Source organism: Actinoplanes sp. NPDC020271, from assembly GCF_044388125.1.
In the GTDB taxonomy this organism is placed as follows: domain Bacteria; phylum Actinomycetota; class Actinomycetes; order Mycobacteriales; family Micromonosporaceae; genus Actinoplanes.
In genome coordinates this window covers 89,020-110,418 of record NZ_JBIRWQ010000031.1, presented here as the reverse complement: position 1 = coordinate 110,418, position 21,399 = coordinate 89,020, and the positions used below count along the sequence as shown (strand labels likewise).

At 70.9% G+C, this 21,399-nt stretch carries 19 protein-coding genes and 1 pseudogene; 8 read left to right on the top strand and 12 right to left on the bottom strand.

Translation table 11 applies throughout. The features are described 5' to 3' along the window. Positions 1–223: 223 nt before the first annotated feature. The gene (locus ACH442_RS41305) at positions 224–2,479 is read left to right on the top strand and encodes a putative bifunctional diguanylate cyclase/phosphodiesterase (protein ID WP_396343597.1); all 2,256 of its coding nucleotides are present in this window, start codon (positions 224–226) and stop codon (positions 2,477–2,479) included. On the opposite strand, the pseudogene ACH442_RS41300 reads toward ACH442_RS41305, so the two are convergent. Next, a pseudogene (locus ACH442_RS41300) lies at positions 2,473–3,720 on the bottom strand (M14 family metallopeptidase); the annotation flags it as partial. The gene ACH442_RS41305 and the pseudogene ACH442_RS41300 sit on opposite strands and share 7 nt — an antisense overlap. 112 nt (positions 3,721–3,832) lie before the next feature. Between ACH442_RS41300 and ACH442_RS41295 the strand changes: the two are divergent. Then, positions 3,833–4,708: a class I SAM-dependent methyltransferase gene (locus tag ACH442_RS41295; protein ID WP_396343594.1), complete on the top strand. Its 876-nt coding sequence runs from the start codon at positions 3,833–3,835 to the stop codon at positions 4,706–4,708. Between the two features lie 124 nt (positions 4,709–4,832). Continuing rightward, a complete protein-coding gene (locus tag ACH442_RS41290; RefSeq protein WP_396343593.1) occupies positions 4,833–5,387 on the top strand; it encodes a TetR/AcrR family transcriptional regulator in 555 nt (184 codons plus the stop codon). Positions 5,388–5,630: 243 nt separating this feature from the next. Here the strand turns inward: ACH442_RS41290 and ACH442_RS41285 are convergent, their stop codons facing one another. The 3 genes from ACH442_RS41285 to ACH442_RS41275 are packed head-to-tail and all read right to left on the bottom strand — an operon-like array spanning position 5,631 to position 8,274. After that, on the bottom strand, positions 5,631–6,401 hold the full coding sequence (locus ACH442_RS41285) for an ABC transporter ATP-binding protein (RefSeq protein WP_396343592.1): 771 nt from the start codon (positions 6,399–6,401) through the stop codon (positions 5,631–5,633). After that, positions 6,388–7,407, bottom strand: coding sequence for an ABC transporter substrate-binding protein (locus tag ACH442_RS41280; RefSeq protein WP_396343591.1), 1,020 nt, complete (start codon positions 7,405–7,407; stop codon positions 6,388–6,390). Before ACH442_RS41280 ends, ACH442_RS41285 begins: the two co-directional genes overlap by 14 nt. 12 nt (positions 7,408–7,419) lie before the next feature. Continuing rightward, entirely contained in the window at positions 7,420–8,274 is an 855-nt protein-coding gene (locus ACH442_RS41275; protein ID WP_396343590.1) for an ABC transporter permease, read from the bottom strand. A gap of 183 nt (positions 8,275–8,457) precedes the next feature. On the opposite strand from ACH442_RS41275, the gene ACH442_RS41270 reads away from it, so the two are divergent. Genes ACH442_RS41270 through ACH442_RS41255 form a run of 4 tightly spaced genes read left to right on the top strand, consistent with a single transcriptional unit; the run spans position 8,458 to position 11,825 of the window. Next, a complete protein-coding gene (locus ACH442_RS41270; protein WP_396343589.1) occupies positions 8,458–9,381 on the top strand; it encodes an amino acid ABC transporter permease in 924 nt (307 codons plus the stop codon). Further along, complete coding sequence (locus ACH442_RS41265) at positions 9,378–10,133, top strand: amino acid ABC transporter ATP-binding protein (RefSeq protein ID WP_396343588.1); 756 nt, start codon at positions 9,378–9,380, stop codon at positions 10,131–10,133. The genes ACH442_RS41270 and ACH442_RS41265 overlap by 4 nt, the downstream gene beginning before the upstream one ends. Positions 10,134–10,188: 55 nt before the next feature. Beyond that, positions 10,189–11,133 carry an ABC transporter substrate-binding protein gene (locus ACH442_RS41260; RefSeq protein WP_396343587.1) on the top strand — a complete coding sequence of 315 codons (945 nt, stop codon included), beginning with the start codon at positions 10,189–10,191 and terminating at the stop codon, positions 11,131–11,133. Further along, entirely contained in the window at positions 11,130–11,825 is a 696-nt protein-coding gene (locus ACH442_RS41255; protein WP_396343586.1) for a GNAT family N-acetyltransferase, read from the top strand. The genes ACH442_RS41260 and ACH442_RS41255 overlap by 4 nt, the downstream gene beginning before the upstream one ends. 196 nt (positions 11,826–12,021) lie before the next feature. On the opposite strand, the gene ACH442_RS41250 is transcribed toward ACH442_RS41255, so the two are convergent. After that, positions 12,022–12,963: a LysR family transcriptional regulator gene (locus ACH442_RS41250; protein WP_396343585.1), complete on the bottom strand. Its 942-nt coding sequence runs from the start codon at positions 12,961–12,963 to the stop codon at positions 12,022–12,024. A gap of 78 nt (positions 12,964–13,041) precedes the next feature. Here ACH442_RS41250 and ACH442_RS41245 point away from each other — a divergent pair, with 78 nt between their 5' ends. Continuing rightward, entirely contained in the window at positions 13,042–14,004 is a 963-nt protein-coding gene (locus tag ACH442_RS41245) for an aldo/keto reductase (protein WP_396343584.1), read from the top strand. Here ACH442_RS41245 and ACH442_RS41240 read toward each other — a convergent pair. The 7 genes from ACH442_RS41240 to ACH442_RS41210 form a co-directional block, all read right to left on the bottom strand. Beyond that, a complete protein-coding gene (locus tag ACH442_RS41240) occupies positions 14,001–15,338 on the bottom strand; it encodes an epoxide hydrolase family protein (protein ID WP_396343583.1) in 1,338 nt (445 codons plus the stop codon). The genes ACH442_RS41245 and ACH442_RS41240 overlap by 4 nt on opposite strands. 132 nt (positions 15,339–15,470) lie before the next feature. Further along, positions 15,471–16,580: an LLM class flavin-dependent oxidoreductase gene (locus tag ACH442_RS41235; RefSeq protein ID WP_396343582.1), complete on the bottom strand. Its 1,110-nt coding sequence runs from the start codon at positions 16,578–16,580 to the stop codon at positions 15,471–15,473. Positions 16,581–16,585: 5 nt separating this feature from the next. Next, complete coding sequence (locus tag ACH442_RS41230; RefSeq protein WP_396343581.1) at positions 16,586–16,756, bottom strand: hypothetical protein; 171 nt, start codon at positions 16,754–16,756, stop codon at positions 16,586–16,588. Next, on the bottom strand, positions 16,753–18,021 hold the full coding sequence (locus ACH442_RS41225) for an LLM class flavin-dependent oxidoreductase (protein WP_396343580.1): 1,269 nt from the start codon (positions 18,019–18,021) through the stop codon (positions 16,753–16,755). The genes ACH442_RS41230 and ACH442_RS41225 overlap by 4 nt, the downstream gene beginning before the upstream one ends. Then, on the bottom strand, positions 18,014–19,012 hold the full coding sequence (locus tag ACH442_RS41220) for an LLM class flavin-dependent oxidoreductase (RefSeq protein ID WP_396343579.1): 999 nt from the start codon (positions 19,010–19,012) through the stop codon (positions 18,014–18,016). Before ACH442_RS41220 ends, ACH442_RS41225 begins: the two co-directional genes overlap by 8 nt. Then, positions 19,009–20,547 (bottom strand): nickel ABC transporter ATP-binding protein NikE, encoded by a 1,539-nt coding sequence (nikE, locus tag ACH442_RS41215; protein ID WP_396343578.1) that lies wholly within the window; start codon positions 20,545–20,547, stop codon positions 19,009–19,011. Before nikE ends, ACH442_RS41220 begins: the two co-directional genes overlap by 4 nt. After that, positions 20,544–21,398, bottom strand: coding sequence for an ABC transporter permease (locus ACH442_RS41210; RefSeq protein WP_396343577.1), 855 nt, complete (start codon positions 21,396–21,398; stop codon positions 20,544–20,546). Before ACH442_RS41210 ends, nikE begins: the two co-directional genes overlap by 4 nt. Between the last annotated feature and the right edge of the window lies 1 nt (position 21,399).

The following is a 21,399-nucleotide window of genomic DNA, read 5'->3' as shown; positions in this document are numbered from 1 at the left end:
TTCTGACCTCAGCTCCGGGGGGGGGGGGGGGGGGGGGGGGGCGGGGGGCCCCCCCCCCCCCGCGCCCCCGGGGGGGGGGGGGGGGGCGGGGGGCGCCCCCCCCCCCCCCCCCCCCCCCCCCCCCCCCCCCCCCCCCCCCCCGCACTGTTTCTTTCTCAGGTCCCGGCTCTTCCGGCCGATCGGCAGTGCACCAGAACCGCTACGCCCGGGAACGGCGGTGAGCATGCCACGCACGCAACGATCGGCCGCGCGCCTCGTGCTCCTGGCGTCGCTGTGGCCGGTGCTCTCGGTGGTTCTCGCCCTCGCCGGGCTCGACGGGGACGGGCCGGCCTGGGTGCTGTGGCCGTCCGCGGTCGGCGCCAGCGGGACCGCGGCGTACGCGAGCCTGATCGCCGCCCGGGCGAGCGCAGGCAGTGCCCGGCTGTTCTGGAATCGGCTGGCCGTCGCGGCCGCCGTGCTCACCGCCGGAACGGTCTCCCACGCCACGAAGACCGCGCTGGCCGGTCACCTGACTCCGATGAACCTGTTCAGCGCGGTCTGTTACGTGGGTTCGGTGGCCGGCGTCGCGTACGCGATGGTCCGTCTTCCGCACCCGCCCCGGACCTGGCGCGCGAACCTGGCGATCTGCCTGGACATCGCCACCGTCGGCGTGGCCTCGATGCTGGTCGTCTCGCACTTCCTGTGGACGTACACGCTGCCGGTTCCGACAACGGTCCCGCAGCCGCTCGGGCTGGTCACCGGCTCGGTGCTGATCATGCTGGTCACCGCGATCACCGCGGTGCTGGCCGTGATCCGGATCGGGATCACCGGCGCGGGCCCGGTGCACGGGCCGGCCCTGTGGTTCCTGGCCCCGGCCGGTCTGCTGCCCCCGGTCTCGTGGCTGCTCGCCCCGGTGGTCCGGGGCTGGCCGCACCTGAGCACCACGGCGATCGTCCTGGCCCCCATCGGCCTGATGTTCGCGCTGGCGGCGCACTCGCAGATCCGCTCGGCCGAGCAGTCGGCCCGCCGGGTGCCCGCCCGCACCGTGCGCCGGTGGCGGCGGATCAGCGTGGTTCCCTACGCCGCGGTCGCGGTCACCGTCGGCATGCTGACCTTCGTCACCCTGCACCTCGGTTTCCTGCCGCCCGGGCTGGCCGGTGGCTCGGTCGTGCTGATCACGCTCGTGGTGATCCGGCAGATCGCCGCGCTCTCCGACAACACCGTGCTGATGGACCGGCTCGAGGAGCAGGCGAACCACGACGACCTGACCGGCCTGCCGAACCGCCGGATGTTCGCCGCGGGCCTGCAGGAACGCACCGAGCCGGCCACCGTCGCGGTCGCCGACCTGGACGGTTTCGGCACGCTCAACGACCGGCTCGGCGACGAGCGCGGCGACGCGCTGCTGCGGGCCGCGGCCGGCCGGATCGCCGCCACGTTCGGGCCGGACGCGTTCGTCGCGCGGCTGCTCGGCGACGAGTTCGGGGTGCTGGTCCCGGGCGACGCCGAGCACCTGGGTGAGCAGTTGGTCCGGGCGTTCCGGCAGCCGCTGCGGGTGGACGGGCACGACCTGCTGGTGACGGTCACCGCCGGGGTGGCGGGCGGGCGCGACGAACAGGTTCCGGACCTGCTGCGCCGGGCCGAGCTGGCTCTCAAGGCGGCCAAGCGCGCCGGTGCGAACCGGTACCAGGAGCACACCGCGGAACTGGACAGCACCGCGCAGCACGACGCCGACCTGGCCGCCGCGTTGCGCCGGGGCTTGGACGCCGGGGAGTTCCACCTCGCTTACCAGCCGATCGTCGAACTTCCGGGTGGCCGCATCACCGGGGTCGAGGCTCTGGTCCGCTGGTCCCCGGCGGATGGTCCCGCGGTGTCGCCGGCCGAGTTCATCCCGGTCGCCGAGCAGACCGGGCTGATCCTCGACCTGGGCCTGTGGGTGATCGAGACGGCATGCGCGGACGCGGCCCGGTGGCAGCGTGAGCACGGCCCGCACGCGCCGCGGGTCAACATCAACGTCTCGGCGCGGCAGCTGCTCGACCCGGACCTGCCCGATCAGGTCGCCTCGACGATGGCCCGTTACCGGCTGGACCCCGACAAGATCACGCTGGAGATCACCGAGACCGCGGTCTTCGGCGGCGGCGCGGCCCTGAGCACCGTCAAGGAGCTGCGGGAACTCGGGGTCGGCGTGGCGCTGGACGATTTCGGCACCGGCCAGTCGTCACTGACGCTGCTGCGGACCTGCCCGGTGACGACGCTGAAGGTCGACAAGTCGTTCATCGACGAGCTGAACGGCACTGCCGAGCAGGAGGCGATCGCCACCTCGCTGAGCACGATCGCGGCGACGCTCGGGCTGCGCGCGGTGGCCGAGGGCGTCGAGACCTACGAGCAGGCGGTGCGGCTCGAAGCCCTCGGCTACCGGTACGCGCAGGGCTACTACTTCGCCAAACCCGGCCCGGCCGCGCTGATCGACGCGGCGCTGGAGCAGGTGAAGGTTCAGCAGTAGGTGCTCTCCTTGCCGATCACCCGGTACGGGCAGTCGGCGATCTCGGCCAGTCGCAGCGCGGCCTCCCGGTTGCGGGCGGTCTGCGTGGTGATCACGCTGCCCGGCGGGTAGAAGCCGCCGCCGGACGAGGTCTTCGGGTACATCTCGAACGTGTACGCGAAGATCTTGTACGTGCCCCACAGCCAGTCCAGCAGGTCACCGTCGGTGATGTAGAGCGCGCTCGACTGCTCGGCGGTGTAGTTGTTGGTCGCGGCCATCTGCTTGCCGAGGGTCGCCAGCGCGTTGTTGTCGTCGGTGGTCATGCCGGTCCCGGTCCTCGACGTCGTGTAACCATAGGGCCAGAGGACCAATTCGCTGTACGAGTGGAAGTCCATCACCGCCTTGATCTGTTGCACCCCGCCGACGACTCGGCTCGCCACGAAGTCGCGGACCACCTTGGTCTCGGGTGCGGAGAACGCCGACGGCCCCCGATAGGTCTCCGACGACTTGCTGCTGGAAGATCCACCACAACAACCCCAGTTGTACGAGTAGTTGCGGTTCAGGTCGGTGCCGACCGCGGTGGACCCGGAGTTCGGCTGCCGGTTCTTGCGCCACGACCGGTAACTGCCGGACGCGATGTCGTACTCGGAGCCGTCCGGGTTGACCGACGGGACGATCCAGATCTCGCGACTGTCCACGATCGTCTTGACCCGGCTGTCGGCGGCGTAGTCGTCGGTGAACTCGTGCATCAGGTACAGCGCCTGCTCGACCGTGATGTGCTCGCGCGCGTGGTGGTTCGCGTCGTAGAGCACTTCCGGCTCGGCCTCGTCGGTCGCCACGTTGTCGGAGATCTTCACGGCCACGATGTCGCGGCCCTCGTAGGACTTGCCGAGCACCCGCTTCGCGGCGATCGCCGGGTACTTGGCGACGATCGCGTTGATGTCCGTGATCATCTCGGCGTAGTTGTGGTAGGCCGCGTCGCTCGACGGGAAGTCGAGCACCCGGTTCACCGGCTCGACCGTGAAGCCCTGCCGCTGCAGTCGCCGCACCTCGGCCGGGGTGGCGGTGATCTGCACGACCGCGTGCTCGACGCTGTCGATGGCGGCGCCGGCGTGGGCGATCGCATTGCGCTGGGCGGAGGTGCGTACGTCGTAGACCTCGTACGCCCCCGATGTCTCCTCGTCGACGGCGGCGGTCGCCGGTTCCGAGGCGATCAGGGCGAGGCTGACAGCGGCGAGGGCCGCCAGGGCACGTCGTCTCATGCGCTTAAGTTCATCAACATTTGTCGATGAAGGGAACTGTCATTGCATCCCTGATGCGGATGTGATGACCCGCCCCTGGAAAAGTGGACGTTCATTCATTATTGTCGGCGGCATGCGGAACGAGACGAGTCGCTCGGCCGGACACGTGGCCCTCTTCCGGGCCCTCGAAACGGCGCGGGGGCACGACCGGGTGGTCGACGACCCGTACGCGCACAGGTTCTTGACCGGAAGTCATCGCATGGTCGCCGGGCTCGCGCGGGTGCCGGCGATCGGCCGCCGCATCGAGCGGTACCTCGACCGGCGCTGGCCGGCCGGGCCGCGCGCGTCCGCGGTCGCCCGCACGCGGCTGATCGACGACCTCACCGTGGAGGCGCTGAGCCGCGGCGCCCGGCAGGTCGTGCTGCTCGGTGCGGGCTACGACAGCCGCGCCTACCGGCTGCCCGGCATCGACCGCGCGCAGGTGTTCGAAGTCGACCGTCCGGCCACCCAGGCGACCAAGCAACGCCTCGTGCGGGGCGCCGTGCATCCGTCGAGACGCGGGCACGTCCACTTCGTACCGGTCGATCTGATCACCGGTGATCTCGCCGCCGAGCTGCGGAGAGCCGGGTTCGCGGCGCTGGAGCCGACGGTGATCGTGTGGGAGGGCGTGACGAACTACCTGACGGCCGGGGCGGTCGACGCGACCATGCGGCTCGTCGCGGCGAGCACGGCCTCCGGAAGTTCCCTGATCTTCACGTACGTCGATCGAGCGGCCCTGGACGGCGCCTTCGCCGGAGTGGACGCGTGGCACGCGGTGGTCCGCGACAGCGGCGAGCCCTGGACGTTCGGTCTCGCCCCGGCGCAGCTGCCGGCATACGTCGCCGCGCGCGACATGCGGCTGGCCCTGGACCTCTCCGCCCGTGACGCGGCCGACCGATATCTATCACCGCTGGGACGGCACGAGCCGGCCGCCGAGTTCTACCGCATCGCCCAGGCGGAGATCCTCTGATGCCCTCAGCACTCCGCTTCTTCGACCCGGAGACCCTCTGATGCCCTCAACGCTCCGCTTCTTCGACCCGGAGACCCTCTGATGCCCTCAACGCTCCGCTTCTTCGACCCGGAGGACCACTGAGATGCCCAAGGTCAGCGCGGAACACTTCGCGGCGCGCCGCCGGCAGATCCTGGAAGCGGCGGCGCGCTGCTTCGCCCGGGACGGGTTCCACCGCACGTCCATGCAGGACATCGTCCGGGAATCCGGCATCAGCGCCGGGCTCGTCTACCGGTACTTCACCGGTAAGGACGACATGATCACGGCGATCGTCACCGACTGGCACGAGCAGCGCGCGGCCCGGCTCGCCCCCGACCCGGCCCGCGCCTACCTGGACCTGCTGCGCTCGGTCAGCCGGGACGACTCCCGGCTCGGCGTCCAGGTGTGGGCCGAGGCGCTGCGCTCCCCCGCCATCCTCGCCCTGGTCAGAGCCGGTGTCGACGGTCCCCGCGAGGCGGCCGCGGCGGCGCTGGGCGGCGACGATGCGCTGGCCCGGGTCTTGGTCGCGATCTACCAGGGCCTGGTCCTGCAAACCGCCTGGGACGAGCCTGTCGACCCCGAAGCCTTCGCCGCCGCCGTCGACTCTCTCCTGGCCCGGCTGGCCCCCGGTGGTCCCTCACCCGCCCCGGAACACTCCTGACAACCAGCCGGCCAGGGCGAGCGGACCGGATCGGCGACAGCCGCCCATCACCAGCCCGAAACACCGCTGACGACCAGCCCGGCCAGGTGGACTGGTTGTCAGCGGTCTTCTCACTCGTGGTGAGGCACCCCTCACCACCGGCCGGCGAGCGCGAGCCGCGCCGGGCGTCCGGGTCGTGCCTGGTGGCGGGTCGGCACCCGCGGTCGGGCCCCGGGATCGGGGCAGCCGTGAGCGGCGGCTGGGTCAGACGGTGGCCCGGTCCCGGATGGCGTGGCCCACCTCGGCTCGCAACGCGGCGAACTCCGGGGAGCCGCGTAACTCGTCGGCGGAGACCCCGGTGCGGGGCAGGGCAATCGGCAGGTCCAGCGCGATCTGACCCGGCCGCGGTGTCAGGACCACGACGCGGCTGCCCAGGAACACCGCTTCGTCGACGCTGTGCGTGACGAAGACACAGGTCCGGCCGCTGGCCGCGCTGACCTGGCGCAGGTCGGCCTGCAACCGTTCGCGGGTCAGGGCGTCCAGCGCGGCGAACGGCTCGTCCAGCAGCAGGAGCGGGTTGTCGACGGCGAGGGCGCGGGCGATGGCGACGCGCTGCTGCTGACCGCCGGAGATCTGCCAGGTGCGCCGGGACGCCACGTCGTGCAGGCCGACCCGTTCCAGCAGTTCGTCGATCCGCTCCCGGGTGGCCGGCAGCCCCGCATAACGCAGGGCCAGCGCGAGGTTTCCCCCGACCGTCCTCCAGGGGAAGAGCCGCGGCTGCTGGAACACCAGCCCGGCGCCACGGCCGGGTTCCGGCACGGTTCCCGCCGTCACGACCGTACCCGCGGAAGGTTTTTCGAAGCCGGCGATCAGTCGCAGCAGGGTGCTCTTGCCGCAGCCGGACGCCCCGACCAGGACGAGAAACTCGCCGGCCGGCACGGTCAGGTCGACCGGCCCGATCGCGGTGACGTCCCCGTAGGAGTGCGTCACCCCGTCCATCAGGACAGCGTCGGTGGCCGGGTCAGCCGAGGACACTGGGCAAGCCCTTCACGTAGATCGACTTCTTGACCGCGTCGAGCGTCGGCACGGCGTCGATCTTCTGCTGGGATTTGAGGAACTCGGCCGCGCTGACCAGGTTGTCGGCGAGCTTGCCGACGTTGTTCCCGGTGCCGAGCCACTCGGGCGACGAGATGTCCGCCGGCTTGAGGAAGACGCCCTGCTCGAGCTGGTTGAGCGCGTCGGCGGCGGAGAGGTTGAGCTCGGCGCCGACGGCGTCGGAGGCGGCCGCCGGGTCGTCGGCGATGATGTCCAGGGCCTGTGCCTCGACTTTGCGCCACGCGTCGACGGCTTCCGGGTGCGCGTCGGCGAAGGCGGTGGAGACGACGCCCAGATCCAGGGTGGGCTTACCGGCGGTGGCCAGCTGCTTGCTGCTGATGAGGACCTTTCCGGTCTTCTTCAGCTCGTCGAGCGAGGGCAGCCAGGTGTACGCCGCGTCGAGGTCGCCCCGGGTCCACGCGGCCTGGATGTCCTGTGGCTCCAGGTCGACGATGGTCAGGTCGCTCTCCTTGAGGCCGGCCTGGGCGAGCGCGGCGAGCAGGCTGTAGTGGGCGGTCGAGGCGAACGGCGTGCCGACCTTCTTGCCCTTGAGCGAGGCGACGCCGGTGATGCCGCTGCCGTTGCGCGCGACCAGCGCCTCGTTGTCACCGGCGACGTCCAGGACGAAAGCCACCTGGTACGGAATGTTCAGCGGCGCCGAGAGCCCCCGCGCGACCGGCGACGAGCCGATGGCCGCGATGTCCAGACTCTTCGCCACGAAGGCGGTGTTGATCGACGCGCCCGAGTCGAACTTGGTCCACGTGATCTGGTAATCCGGCAGCGCCTTCTCCAGCAGCCCCTGATGCTTGACGATCAGGTCACCACTGGGAAACGCCTGGTAAGCGATCCGGATGGACTTCTTCGACGCGTCCCCTCCCCCGCTGGCGGCACCATTACCGCAGGCCGCGAGGAACAGAATCGACAAAAGCGCAATAGCCTTCTTCATCTTGCGTTTCCTTCAACTAATGCCGCGCCACGGGATCAGCCGTTCCTCGGCTACCCGCAGCAAGGCGTCGATGAGCAGGCCGGAGAGGCCGATGGTGAGGAGTCCGAGCACGACCACGTCGGTCTGCGAGTAGCGCTGGGCGTCACGGACCATGCCGCCGATGCCGGGCACACCGTTGATCGTCTCGGCGGCGACCACCGACGAGTACGCGACGCCGACCGCCAGCCGGATGCCGGTGAAGATCTCGGGCAGGGCGCTGGGCAGCACCACGTCCCGCACCGACTGCCACTTGCTCGCCCCGAGCGCACGAGCCGCCTCGACCAGGCCGGACGGCGCGCCGTGGACTGCGGCGGCGGTGGCGACGGCGACCGGCGGCAGCGCGGCGATCGAGAGCAGCCACAGCTTCGGGGTCTCGTCGATGCCGAACCAGATGATGAACAGGCTGAAGTACGCCAGCGGGGGCAGTGCCCGCACGAACGTGACCACCGGCTCGGCGACCACGCGCAGCCAGCTGACGGTGCCGAGCAGCACCCCGATGATCAGACCGCCGGCCACGCCGACGGCCGAGCCGATCAGGATCCGCCGCAGGCTGACGCCGAGGTGCTCGATGAGCAGGTGGCCGCTGTAGCCGCGGACGCCGTCGTGGACGGTCGAGGTGAGGATCAGCTGGTGCCAGACCGCGCCGGGCCCCGGGATGAACGTCGGGTTCCGCAGGGCCCGGGCGGTGATCTCCCAGAGAACGTAAAGCACCAGTAACGCGAGAAGCCGGAGGGCGACGCGGCGGCGCAGGCCACCGCCGGGCGCGAGTGCCGCTGCCGGCTTCGCGGCACGCTCCGGCGCCGGAGCGGGGGCAAGCAAGGTGGTCACGGAAAACTCCAGGCAGTGATACGCGGGAATGCCCGCTATTCCTATCGCACCGATGGGGTTAGAGGCAATACCGGCCCGGTGACGTCCCGCCAGCTGGGCTACCCGAAGCCGCAATACTGTCGTAAAACATATTCCACCGATAGGACTTGTGGGCGATGCCGCCGATTCCCTACCGTCAGCGGCGTGAGCGTCCTGTCACCACCTCGAGGCACAGGCGAGGCCGAGCCGGAAACGGCCGGCGAACTCGTCGTGGTGCCCGCCCGCCATCCCTGGCGCTGGGCCGGCACCGCCCTGGTACTGATCCTGCTCGCCCAATTCGGACACGGCCTCGCCACCAACCCCGGTTGGGACTGGCCCACCTTCACCGGCTACTTCTTCGAGAAGTCGGTGATGCAGGCCCTGCTGCTGACCATCGAGCTGACCCTGGCCGGCGCGGTGCTCGGTTTCCTCGGCGGCATCCCGCTCGCGGCGATGCGCCTGTCCCGCAACCCCGTCCTGGCCTCGGTCAGCTGGACCTACATCTGGGTGTTCCGGTCCGTGCCGCTGATCGTGCAACTGCTGTTCTGGGCCAACCTCGGCTACCTCTACGACGAGTTCCAGGTCGGCGTCCCGTTCGGGCCGGGCTGGTCGTTCAGCACGTCGAGCCTGGTCAGCGCGTTCGGCGCGGCCCTGCTGGGCCTGTCGCTGCACGAGGCCGCGTTCGCCGGCGAGATCATCCGCTCGGGCCTGCTCAGCGTCGACCAGGGCCAGCACGAGGCGGCCGCCGCACTGGGCCTGCCCCGGCAGCGGCAGTTCTTCCGGATCGTGCTGCCGCAGGCCATGCGGGCGATCCTGCCGAACGCCGCCAACCTGCTGGTCAACCTCCTGAAGAGCACGTCCGTCGTGTACGTGCTGGCGATCGGCGAGCTCTTCTACCAGGTTCAGGTGATCTACGGCCGGAACGGGCGGGTCGTGCCCCTGCTGATGGTCGCCACCGTCTGGTATGTCGTCCTCACCGCCCTGCTCTCGGTCCTGCAGTACTACGTGGAGCGCTACTTCGCCCGCGGCGCCGTCCGCACCCTGCCGCCCACCCCGTTCCAGCGTCTGAAGGCGGCGATCCGGCGATGATCGAACTGACCGGTGTGCACAAGTCCTTCGGCACTCTCGAAGTGCTGCGCGGCATCGACCTGACCGTCGCGTCGGGCACGGTCACCGTGATCCTCGGCCCGTCCGGCTCCGGCAAGTCCACCCTGCTGCGCAGCATCAACCACCTGGAGAAGATCGACCGCGGCCGGGTCCGCGTCGACGGCGAACTGATCGGTTACCGCCAGGCCGGCAACAAGCTGCACGAACTCGGCGAGCGGCAGATCCTCGAGCAGCGCGCCAAGATCGGTTTCGTCTTCCAGAACTTCAACCTCTTCCCGCACCTCACCGTCCTCGAGAACGTCGCCGAGGCGCCCATCTCGGCCCTCGGGAAGAACAAGATTGCGACGTACGAACGAGCCCGTGCCCTCCTCGACCGCGTCGGTCTCGCCGACAAGGCCGACGTGTACCCGCGCCGGCTCTCCGGCGGCCAGCAGCAGCGGGTCGCGATCGCCCGCGCGCTGGCCCTGGAGCCGCGCCTGATCCTCTTCGACGAACCCACCTCCGCCCTCGACCCCGAGCTGGTCGGTGAAGTCCTCGACGTGCTGCGGGATCTGGCCGCGGCCGGCACCACGATGATCGTGGTGACGCACGAGATCGGTTTCGCTCGCGAGGCGGCCGACACGGTGATCTTCATGGACGAGGGCCGGATCGTCGAGCAGGGACCGCCCTCCCAGGTTCTGGACGACCCCCGGCACGACAGGACGCGGACGTTCCTGTCCAAAGTCCTCAGCTGACACACGAAAATTGGAGTGCTCCGTGCGTACCAAATCGGTATTTGTCGTGGCTTTTGTGGCGGTTCTGAGCCTCACCGCTTGCGCCGCGCCCGAGGAGAAACCGGCGGCCGCGGCCGCCGGCCCATCCGCGCCGGCAGCCCCCGGCCTCAACCTCACGCCCGAGCAGAACCGGATCATCCCGGCCAAGGACGACGCCCTGGCGGCACTGGTCCCCGCGGACATCCGGGCCACCGGCAAGCTGACCATCGGCGTCGGCGCGGCCGGTTCCGGCTTCCCGCCGCTCGCGTTCACCGCCACCGACAACACGACGCTGATCGGCAACGAGCCCGACATCGGTTACGCCGTCGCCGGGCTGCTCGGCCTGGAGCCGGTCGTCGACAACACGTCGTGGGAGAACCTGTTCATCGGCCTGGACAGCGCCAGGTACAACGTCGGCATCTCCAACATCACCGTCACCGAGGAGCGCAAGGAGAAGTACGACTTCGCCACCTATCGCCTCGACAACCTGGCCTTCGTCACCAGGAAAGGCGCCGGCCCGAAGGTCACCGGCCCGGCCGACGTCGCCGGCAGGACCGTCGCGGTCAGCTCCGGCACCAACCAGGAGAAGATCCTGGTCGAGTGGAGCAAGGAGGACGAGGCGAAAGGCCTGAAGCCGGTCGACATCAAGTACTACCAGACCAACCAGGCCACCTACCTGGCCCTGGGCGCCGGGCAGATCGACGCCTACCTCGGCCCGAACCCGAGCGCCGCCTACCAGGTCGCCGTCGACCCCAAGTTCGAGATCGTCGGCACCTACTCCGGCGCCGGGGCGTCGCTGCAGGGCAAGATCGCACTGGCCACCAAGAAGGACAACGGGCTGATCAAGGCGCTCGGCGGGGCGGTCGACAAGCTGATCGCGACCGGTGACTACCAGAAGATCCTGCAGCGCTGGAACATCTCCGACGAGGCGGTGACCTCGTCCGAGATCAACCCGCCCGGCCTGCCCAAGGAGAACAAGTGACCACCTCGATCGAGGCCGATCGGGTCCTGGACAACCCGGCGTGGCTCGCCCTGCACGGTGAACACGCCAGGTTCGCCCAGGTCAACGGGCTCGCGGCGCGATACCACAGCGATGTGGCGCCGTTCCACGCGCTAGGCGACCCCGACGACCGGCAAGCCTGGAACGACCTCGACGCGTTCGTCCCGCCCGGCGAGTCGGTCATGCTGGCCGGGCTGGGCGCGCGACCCGGACCCGGCTGGGCGGTGGAACGCAGCATCGACGGCGTACAACTCGTCGACGTGTCGCTGCGCGCCGAACCCGACCCGTCGCTGGTCGTGCTGACCGCCGAGGACGTGCCGGAGATCCTCGACCTGATCGCTCGCACCCAACCCGGGCCGTACCTGCGCCGCACCGTCGAACTCGGCACCTACCTCGGCCTTCGCGACGACGGGAGACTGATCGCGATGGCCGGCGAACGACTCCACCCGCCGGGGTGGACCGAGATCAGCGCGGTCTGCACCGACGCGGCGTACCGGGGGCGCGGGCTGGCCACCCGGCTGATCCGGGCAGTGGCAGCGGGGATCCGCGCTCGGGGCGAGACACCGTTCCTGCACACCGGGGCGGCCAACGTGAGCGCGATCCGGCTGTACGAGAAGCTCGGCTTCGCGCTGCGGCGGTCGGTGGACTTCACCGCGTACCGCCGGCTCACCTGACCGGACAGTACGCGAGCAGCGCGGTGGCCCGGGTGGCTGCCGCGCTCCCGCGTTCCCGCGTTCCCACCGTGATCATGAGGGACGGACGACCGCGGTGGAGACCAGCCGGGAGCGGGGGCGCGCCGCGCGCTTGACCCGCGCCGAGCTCGCGGACTGCAACCCACGGCGGCGGCGCCCTTGACGGCGAGAACTCGCTCTACTCAGTGAGGTGTCCGCTGGTGGCCGCGCCGGACAGGACCGGCTGGGACGGGCGGTGGGCGGCCTGCTCGACGAGCACGTGCCGGCACGCCTGGACCGCGGGTGTCAACGGCCGGTCCCGATGGTGGATCACGCCGATGGGCGGATGGACCGGTGGGGCGTGCAGATGACGTACCGTAATCGATGGCCCTTGATCGTCCTCGGCGACCGACCGGGCGAGCAGGGCCACGCCCAGACCGGCCGCGACCAGGTCCCGGATGCTGTGCGGACTGTGCGTCTCGAACTGGACTTTCGGCGTGAACCCGGCGGTACGGGCGGCGTTCTCCAGGATCCAGCGCAGCCCACTGCCCTCGGGCAGGCAGACGAACGGCTCGTCGCGGAACTCGCCGAGGGTCAGCCGGCCGGAGCCGCTGAGCGGGTGGCCGACGGGGAGCGCGAGCACGAGTTGTTCGTCGGCGAGCGGCAGCGCTTCGAAGCGGGCCGGCAGGTCGGCGTGGACCGGGCCGACGACGAGGTCCAGTTCACCGTTGTCGAGCGCGCCGAGCAGGCCGGTGATCAGGCCGGATCGCAGCCGGAGGGCGAGGCCGGGGAACCGGTCGTGGAAGCGGGCGAGGGCGGCCGGCAGGTCGTAGGGGCCGAGGACGGCGGTCGCGCCGACGGTGACGCGACCGGTGACGACCGCGGTGATCTCGCCCATTTCGAGGCGGGCACCGTCGAGCTCGGCGAGGACGCGCCGGGCCCGGGCCACGAACATCTCGCCGGCCGGGGTGAGCGCGACCCGCCGGGTGGTGCGAGCGAACAGGGCCACGCCGAGTTCCGCCTCCAGGGCTCTGATCTGCGCGGAAACGGCTGACTGGGCGACGTGCAGCCGCTCGGCGGCCCGGGTGAAACCGCCGTAGCGGGCGACTGCCTCCACGTAACTGAGTTGTCGAAGCTCCACCCGTTCATCGTGCCGGACGATGAATGCCATCGGGAACGTGTCTTGGACATATCAATCCCGGAGGGCGAGGCTGGACGTATGTTTCTCCCACGAACGGGACGGATCGGGCTCGGCTGCATGGGTTTCTCCCAGGCCTACGGGCCGGCCGACGACGAACAGTCAATCCTCACGATACGGGCGGCGCTGGACCACGGGGTGAGTCTGCTCGACACCGCGATGAGTTACGGCGGCGGCCACAACGAGCGCCTCGTCGGGCAGGCCGTCGCCGGGCGCCGCGACGAGGTGGACCTGGCCACGAAGTTCGGGATCGTCCGCGGTCCGGACGGCGTGCGGCTCGACGCGCATCCCGAACGCGTCCGGACGTACTGCGAAGAGTCCTTGACGAGGCTCGGCGTGGACGTCATCGACCTGTACTACCTGCACCGGGTCGACCCCACGGTGCCGATCACGGAGACCGTCGGCGCGATGTCCGACCTGGTCAGCGCGGGTCTGGTGCGTCAGCTCGGGCTCTGCGAGGTGAGCCCGGCGCAGTTGCTGGCGGCGCGCGCCGTGCATCCGATCGCCGCCGTGCAGACGGAATGGTCGCTCGCCTGGCGCGAGCCGGAGGACGACATCGTGCCCGCGGCCCGGGCCGGTGGCGCCGCGATCGTCGCCTACAGCCCGCTCGGGCGTGGGCTGCTGACCGGCGCGTTGCCGACCGAGCCCTTCGGGCCCGGCGACTTCCGCGCCGGCGATCCCAGGTTCGCCGGGGAGACCTTGACCGCCAACCTCGCGCTTGTCGACGCGGTGAAGGACAAGGCTTCGGCGTACGGCGTGAGCACCGGACAATTGGCGCTGGCCTGGCTCCTGGCCCAGGGCGAGGACGTGGTCGCCATTCCCGGCAGCCGCCACCCGGACCGGGCGGTGTCGAACGCGGCCGCCGCGGGCCTGGTCCTCTCCCCCGCGGACGTGGACGAGCTGAACGCCGTCGCCCCGCGCACTGCCTGGCGGGGCGATCGGCGCTCGTTCGCGGCTTACCACACTGCCCGCGGTACCGGCTAACGGACCGCGCGGAACGAGGCCCGCAGCTCGGCGGCGAACAGCTCCGGCTCCTCCCAGGCGGCGAAGTGCCCGCCCCTGGCCGGCTGGTTGTAGTAGTTCACCGTCGGGTAGTACGCCGAGATCCAGCTCCTCGGCGCCTGGAACAGCTCGCCCGGGAACGCGCTGAACCCGACCGGCACGGTGATCGGCGGAAGGCTGCCGTCGCCACCGGCCGCGGGGTGATTGCTCTCCCAGTAGATGCGGCTGCCGGAGACCCCGGTGTTGGTCAGCCAGTACAGCGAGATGTTGTCCAGCACGTGGCCGCGGGTCAGGTTGCCGGTCGCCGAGCCACCCGTGAACGCCTTCGCGATCTTGGTGTAGCTGTCGGTGTCGTGGTCCAGCATCCACGCGGCCAGCGCCGACGGCGAGTCCGACAGCGCGTAGCCGATGGTCTCCGGGCGCCAGCCCTGCTCCTGCGTGTACGCGCTGCCGGTCTTCTGGAAGTCCTGCAGGGCGGCGTACGCGGTCTTCTCCTCGGCCGTGTCCTGCGGCACCGGCACACCGGCCAGCGCGAACACGAACAGGTTGAGGTGGATGGCGGCCAGACCCGGGGTCGCCAGCCGGGCCAGGGTGTCGGTGACGGCCGCGCCGACATCCCCGCCCTGCGCCACCCACCTGGGGTAGCCGAGGCGGCTCATCAACGTGCCCCACGCGCCGGCCACCCGGCCCGCGCCCCAGCCCAGCTCGGCCGGCTGCTCGGAGAACCCGTAACCCGGGATCGACGGGATCACCACGTGGAACGCGTCGGACGCCTTGCCACCGAAGCGGGTCGGGTCGGTCAGCGGGCCGATCGCGTCGATGAACTCGACGAACGACCCCGGCCAGCCGTGCGTGAGCAGCAGCGGCAGCGCGTCCTCGTGCTTCGACCGCACGTGGACGAAGTGGATGCCGAGCCCGTCGATCTCGGTGGTGAACTGCGGCAGCGCGTTGAGCTTGGCCTCGAAACGGCGCCAGTCGTACCGGGTCGCCCAGTACTTGGCGACGGCCTGGTTCGCCGCGAGCTGCACACCCTGCGAGCGGTCCCGGACCAGCTCCCGGCTCGGCCAGCGGGTCGAACCGAGCCGGTGGCGCAACTCGGTCAGCCGCGAACCCGGGATCGACACCTTGAACGGCTGGATCCTCGACGCGCCGCTCGTGCCCGTCGAGGTGGTGACGCCCGCGGCGGTGGCCGCGCCCGCCGGGGTCGCGCCCGCCGGGGCCGCGCCGAGCGCGCCGGCGACCGAAGCGGTGGTGGCCACGGCGAGGCCGGCCTTCATGACGGTACGGCGGGTGGGCCCGGAAGCGTCGGTGGTCATTGGTCTTCCCTTCGTCTTCGTTTCTCTCGAGGAGAAGACTCGTCCACACCCGGGTCCCACCGAGCCCGTGACGGCCACTGGCCGAACCCTGGTGACCCCCGGGCCCAGGGGACCGGGGTCACCGGTCACGGGTCAGCCGGCCCACTCCTTGGCGAGCAGCTCGAACGAGCGGACCCGGTCCGCGTGGTCGTGGGTGATCGTGGTGACCAGGAGTTCGTCGGCGCCGGTGACGCGGCGCAGGGTCTCCAGTTTCTCGGCGACCGTGGACGGGGAACCGACGAACTGGGTGTCGACCCGGTCGGCGACCAGCGCACGGTCCTCGTCGGTCCACTCGAACGCGGCCGCTTCGGCTTCGGTGGGGAAGGGCACCGCGCCCAGGCCGGTGCGGATGCTGCGCACCCAGTGGGCGTAGGGTGCGGCGAGCCGGCGGGCGGTGTCGTCGTCCTCGGCGACGACCACGTCGGCGGAGACCATCAGGTGCGGTTCGGCCAGGGACGCCGACGGGACGAACGCTTCCTTGTACGCGGCCGCCGCCTCCAGCACTTTCGCCGGCGCGACGTGGTAGTTCGCGGCGAACGGCAGGCCGCGGGCGCCGGCTGTGCGCGCGCTCTCCCCGCCGCTGCTGCCGAGCAGCCAGATCTGCAGGTCGGCGCCGGCGCCGGGAACCGCGGTCACCTCGTTGCCCTTGCCATCGCCGTACGGCCCGGCGAGCAGCCCTTCGATCTGGTCGAGGATCTCGTCGAGGCCGAGCGGTTCGGCTCCGGGCTGGGACAGCAGGCGGCCGGCCAGCGCGGTCCGGTCGGAGGCGAAGATCGGCGCCCAGGAGAACGGTTTCGGGATGAGCAAGCCGTCGACTGTTCGCGGCGCGCTGTCCGCGAAAGAAGACGTCAGTGCCTCCTTCTTCGCCTGACCGGATCGGCCCAGCCCCAGGTCGAAGCGACCCGGGTAGAGCGCGTCGAGCAGCCCGAACTGTTCCACGATGGAGAGCGCGGTCTGATGCCCGGTCTGCACCGCACCGGAGCCGAGCCGGATCCGGGAGGTGACCGCAGCGATCTGCCCGAGCAGCAGCGCCGGCTGCGCGGACGCGACGCCCGGGGTGAGGTGGTGCTCGGCCACCCAGTAGCGGTGGTAGCCGAAGTGTTCGGCGCTGCGCGCCAGGTCCAGGGTGCGGCGCAGCGCGTCGCCGACGTCACCGCCGGAGACGAGCGGGGCGAGGTCAAGGATCGACAGGGGTACGGGCATCGGCTCTACCGCCCTTTCCATTGGCGTAGCACGGGGGCGACCTGCTCGCCCACGGCGAACCCGTCGAAGCCGGGTTCCTCGCCGAGCACGGCGCTGTCGACCACCTCGGGCAGCCGCCGGGCCGGGCTCTTGGCCTCGTCGAAGGAGGTGATCAAAGTGAGCAGCGGGAATGTCATGCCAGCCCCAGATTTCCGCGCAACGTCGGCGACTCGTAGGAGGTGCGGAAGACGCCGCGTTCCTGCAGCAGCGGAACCACCTGGTCGACGAAGTCGTCGAGCCCGGCCGGCGTCAGGTGCGGGACCAGGATGAACCCGTCACAGGCATCGGTCTGCACGTATTCGTTGAGCAGCGAGGCGACGCGGTCCGGCGTGCCGACGAAGTTCTGGCGGCCGGTCACCTCGATGATCAGGTCCCGGATCGACAGCTTCTTCGCCTCGGCCAGCGCCCGCCACTCGTTCGCGGTCTTGAGCCGGTCGGGGAACATCCCGGCCCGCCCCTTGACGATCGTGTCGCCCTCGTCGAGCACCGGGTCCGCCGACGGCAGCGGACCTTCCGGGTCGTAGGACGACAGGTCCTGGTTCCAGAGTTGCTCCAGCAGCAGGATCGCGGTCTGCGGCGTGACCTGCTGCCGCCGGATGTAGTGCGCCTTCTCCTGCGCGTCGGCGTCGGTGTCCCCCAGCACGTAGGAGACGCCCGGGATGATCTTCAAAGAATCACGATCACGTCCGTACGCCGGGAGTCTGCCCTTGACGTCGGAATAGAACTGCTGAGCGTCGCCGAGCTCGTGATGCCGCGAGAAGATCGCATCCGCGTAGCGGGCGGCCAGCTCCCGCCCCTCGCCGGAGTCCCCGGCCTGCAGGACGACGGGCCGTCCCTGCGGGCTGCGCGGCACCCCGAACCGGCCCTTGATGTCGAACTGCGAGCTGGTGATCGTGAAGTCCCTGCCGTCGGAGTCCCACAGCGTGCGGGCGGCCTCGATGAACTCGCCGGCCCGCTTGTACCGGTCGGCGTGGTCGAGGAACCCGCCGCGGCGGAAGTTCTCGCCGAAGAACGCGCCGTGCGAGGTGACCACGTTCCACGCCGCCCGCCCACCGGAGAGGTGGTCCAGCGTCGCCAGTTGACGGGCCAGCTCGTACGGCTCGTGGAACGTCGCGTTGAGCGTGCCGGCCAGCCCGAGGTGCGTGGTGACGGCGGCCAGCGCGGTCAGGACGGTCAGCGTGTCCGGGCGCCCGACCACGTCCAGGTCGTGGATCAGTCCCCGCTGCTCGCGCAGCCGCAGCCCCTCCGCGAGGAAGAAGAAGTCGAACTTGCCCCGCTCGGCCGTACGGGCGAGGTGGTCGAACGACGAGAACTCGATCTGGCTTCCCGAGCGTGGGTCGCTCCAGACCGTCGCGTTGTTCACGCCGGGGAAGTGCGCGGCGAGGATGATCTGCTTAGGCATTCGCGGCCTCCGGGGAGTAACGGTTGACCGCCACCGGCAGGCCGAGGCGTTCACGCAGCGTGGTGGTGGTGGCGGGTTCGAACAGGCCGCGGTCCCGGAGCACCGGGACCAGGTCGCGGGTGATCGCGGTCAGGTCGGAGTGATCGCCGGGCCGCAGCCGGATCCCGGCGATCCCGGACGGCTCCCAGCCCGCGATCAGGTCGGCGAGCTGAGCGGCGGTGCCGGCGAAGACGGCCGCGTCGGAGGTGGTCGCGCCGCGCCGCCGGATCGCGGTCTCCTGGTCGGCGTCGAGGAACGCGACGATGTCGGCGAAGACCTTCTTCTCCGCGGGGAGCTGCCGGACGATCTTCGCGGCGCTGTCCACGTCGGCCGGCGTCACGAAGTAGACGTCGACGTCCAGGCGCTCCCAGACCCGGGCCTGGTGGGTGAGCGCGGCGATCACCGGCTGACCCTGCGGCGGGCGCGGCACGATCGACGGCCCCTTGACCGTGAAGTGCTCGCCGGTGAAGTCGATGTAGTGCAGCTTGTCCCGGTCGATGAACCGGCCGGTGGCGACATCGGCGATGATTGCGTCGTCCTCCCAGCTGTCCCAGAGCCGGCGCACCACCTCGACCGCGTCGGCGGCCTCGGTGAACAGGTCGTCGAAGCCGAGCGGCGCCCGCAGCCCGAGCAGGGCCGCCTCGGCCGGGTCGGACGAGACCCGCACCTGCCACCCGGCCCGCCCCTGGCTGACCCAGTCGAGCGTGGCCAGCGCGGTGGACAGGTGGAACGGCTCGGTGTGCGTGGTGGTCGCCACCGGCACCAGCCCGACATGCCGGGTCACCGGGGCGACGCGCGACGCGACCAGCACCGCGTCCGGCCCTTGCCGGCCGAACCTGTCGTCGAACGTCACGAAGTCGAGCCGGGCGTCATCGGCCCGTTCGACCGCCGCGACCCAGTCCTGCGCGGCGAACGACTGATCGTCCAGGGCGACCGCTACCTGCAATGTCATGCTGAAACCTCCAAGGTGGGCACGGCCGCCAGCAGCCGGCGTGTGTACTCGTGCTGGGGCCGCTCGAAGACTGTCGTCCCCTCCTCGACGACCTGGCCGTCGTGCATGACCAGCACCCGGTCGGCGAGATCGCGGACCACGCCCAGGTCGTGCGAGATGAACAGCAGCGCCGTCCCGTCCCGCTCGCGGATCTCGGCGAGCAGGTCGAGCACCTGCTCCTGCACCGAGACGTCGAGGGCGGAGACCGGTTCGTCGCAGATGATCAGACTCGGTCGCGGGGCGATGGCCCGGGCAATCGCGACGCGCTGCCGCTGCCCGCCCGACAGCTGCCGTGGATAGCGGTCGAGCACGTCCTCGCCGAGCCCGACCCGCTCCAGGACCGGCACGACCGACTCGCCGCGGGGCAGGGCCTCGGCGACGATGCGCCGCACGGTCCAGCGCGGGTCGAACGCCGACAGCGGGTCCTGCGCGATGAACTGCAGCCGCCGCCGCACCGGCCGCCGGGCCCGCTCGGGCACCCCACTGAACCGCTGGCCCTCGAATCGGACCTGGCCCGAGGTGGGTTCGACGAGACCGAAGAGCAGTTGCGCGACGGTCGTCTTGCCCGACCCGGACTCGCCGACCAGGCCGACGATCTCGCCGCGCCGGACCGTCACGTCGACGCCGCGGACCACGGCCCGGTCGCCGTAGACCTTGCGCAACGCGGTCGCCTCGGCCACGACCGGGCCCGGTCCGGCGCCGGCCGGGCGTCGCCGGCCGCTCGCCGCGGCGATCAACTTCTTCGTGTACGGGTGAGCAGCCCCGGACAGCAGCGTGCGCGTCGCGCCGCTCTCCACCAGCCGGCCGTCCTTCATCACCAGGACGCGGTCGGCCAGTTGCGACACCACGGCCAGGTCGTGGCTGATCAACAGCAGCGTGTCGCCCAGCGCGCGGCGCTCGGCGAGCAGTTTCAGGATCTGGGCCTGGACGGTGGCGTCCAGGGCGGTGGTGGGCTCGTCGGCGATCAGCAGCTTCGGGCCGCCGGCCAGCGCGGAGGCGATCAACGCGCGCTGCCGAAGACCACCGGAGAGCTGGTGCGGGTACTGCTTGGCGCGGCGCTCGGGCTCCGGGACGTGAACCTCTTCGAGGAGCTTGACTACTTCCTTCGTACGCTCGAATCGGGTTTTCGACGAGTGGACCCGCAGGACCTCGGCGATCTCGGCGCCGACCGTGCGCAGCGGGTCGAGCGAGACCAGGGCGTCCTGCAGGATCAGCCCGGCGAAGCCACCCCGCCGGCGCCGCCAGTCGCGGGGCGCGAACCGGCGCGTGTCCTGCCCGTCGATCTCCAGCGTCGCGGCGTCCACCCGGGCACCCGGACCGGCCAGTCCGACCAGGCTGCGGGCGGTGACGCTCTTGCCCGAGCCGGACTCGCCGACGATCGCCACGCACTCGCCGGGCTCGATGTCGAAGCTGACGCCGCGCACCGCCTCGACCGTGCGTCGGGGCAGGTGGAACGTGACCTTCAGATCCTCGACCCGGACCAGTGGAGACGTCACGCGTGCTCCCTTCCTTCGAAGCGGCGCTGGAGGAAACGCCCGACGACGGTCAGGGAGATGATCGTGGCGGTCACCACCACCCCCGGCAGGACCGACGCCCACCAGGCGATGTGCAGGTAACCGCGGCCCTCGGAGATCATCGCGCCCCATTCCGGCGACGGCGGTTGCGGGCCCATGCCGAGGAAGCTCAGACCGGCGGCGAGCAGGATCGCCTCGCCGAGACCGAGCACGGCCAGGACCGGGATCGGGCCGAGCACGTTGGGCAGCACGTGCCGCACGACCAGGCGTGACTTCGACGAGCCGAACGCGACGGCGTGCGTGACGTAGGCGGCCCGGCGCACCACGAACGTCTGCGCGCGCACCACCCGGGCGAAGTGCGGCACGAGCGAGATGCCGATCGCCACGATCAGGCTCGTGGTGCCGGTCCCGGCGATCGCGATGAACAGCAGCGCGAGCAGGACCAGCGGGAACGCCGAGAGCGCGTCGAACGAGCGGCTCAGCGCCTCGTCGGCGATCTTGTGGCTGAGCCCGGCGATCAGACCCAGCAGGATGCCCGTGCCGACCGCGATCAGGGTCGCCGAGACACCGATGGACAGCGAGTGCCGAGCACCGTGCACCACCCGGGCGTAGACGTCGCGCCCGAGCTGGTCGGTGCCGAACCAGTGGCTGCCGGACGGCGTCTCCAGCCCGTGCAGCGGGTCGGCCTGCAGCGGATCACCGGCGAACAGCGACGGCCACGCCGCGGCGAGAAGAGCCACGATCAGGAACAGCCCGGCCAGTACGACCCCGGGCCGCCCCAGGCGCAGCGAACGCGACCGGACGGTCCGGGGGCGGGTCAGCGCGATCGTCATC

What these genes read in the sequence shown, in the direction of transcription:
- ACH442_RS41305 (WP_396343597.1), top strand. Translation starts at nt 224, where the DNA reads ATGCCACGCACGCAACGATCGGCCGCGCGCCTCGTGCTCCTGGCGTCG.
- ACH442_RS41295 (WP_396343594.1), top strand. Translation starts at nt 3,833, where the DNA reads ATGCGGAACGAGACGAGTCGCTCGGCCGGACACGTGGCCCTCTTCCGG.
- ACH442_RS41290 (WP_396343593.1), top strand. Translation starts at nt 4,833, where the DNA reads ATGCCCAAGGTCAGCGCGGAACACTTCGCGGCGCGCCGCCGGCAGATC.
- ACH442_RS41280 (WP_396343591.1), bottom strand. Translation starts at nt 7,407, where the DNA reads ATGAAGAAGGCTATTGCGCTTTTGTCGATTCTGTTCCTCGCGGCCTGC.
- ACH442_RS41265 (WP_396343588.1), top strand. Translation starts at nt 9,378, where the DNA reads ATGATCGAACTGACCGGTGTGCACAAGTCCTTCGGCACTCTCGAAGTG.
- ACH442_RS41245 (WP_396343584.1), top strand. Translation starts at nt 13,042, where the DNA reads ATGTTTCTCCCACGAACGGGACGGATCGGGCTCGGCTGCATGGGTTTC.
- ACH442_RS41240 (WP_396343583.1), bottom strand. Translation starts at nt 15,338, where the DNA reads ATGACCACCGACGCTTCCGGGCCCACCCGCCGTACCGTCATGAAGGCC.
- ACH442_RS41235 (WP_396343582.1), bottom strand. Translation starts at nt 16,580, where the DNA reads ATGCCCGTACCCCTGTCGATCCTTGACCTCGCCCCGCTCGTCTCCGGC.
- ACH442_RS41230 (WP_396343581.1), bottom strand. Translation starts at nt 16,756, where the DNA reads ATGACATTCCCGCTGCTCACTTTGATCACCTCCTTCGACGAGGCCAAG.
- ACH442_RS41225 (WP_396343580.1), bottom strand. Translation starts at nt 18,021, where the DNA reads ATGCCTAAGCAGATCATCCTCGCCGCGCACTTCCCCGGCGTGAACAAC.
- ACH442_RS41220 (WP_396343579.1), bottom strand. Translation starts at nt 19,012, where the DNA reads ATGACATTGCAGGTAGCGGTCGCCCTGGACGATCAGTCGTTCGCCGCG.
- ACH442_RS41210 (WP_396343577.1), bottom strand. Translation starts at nt 21,398, where the DNA reads ATGACGATCGCGCTGACCCGCCCCCGGACCGTCCGGTCGCGTTCGCTG.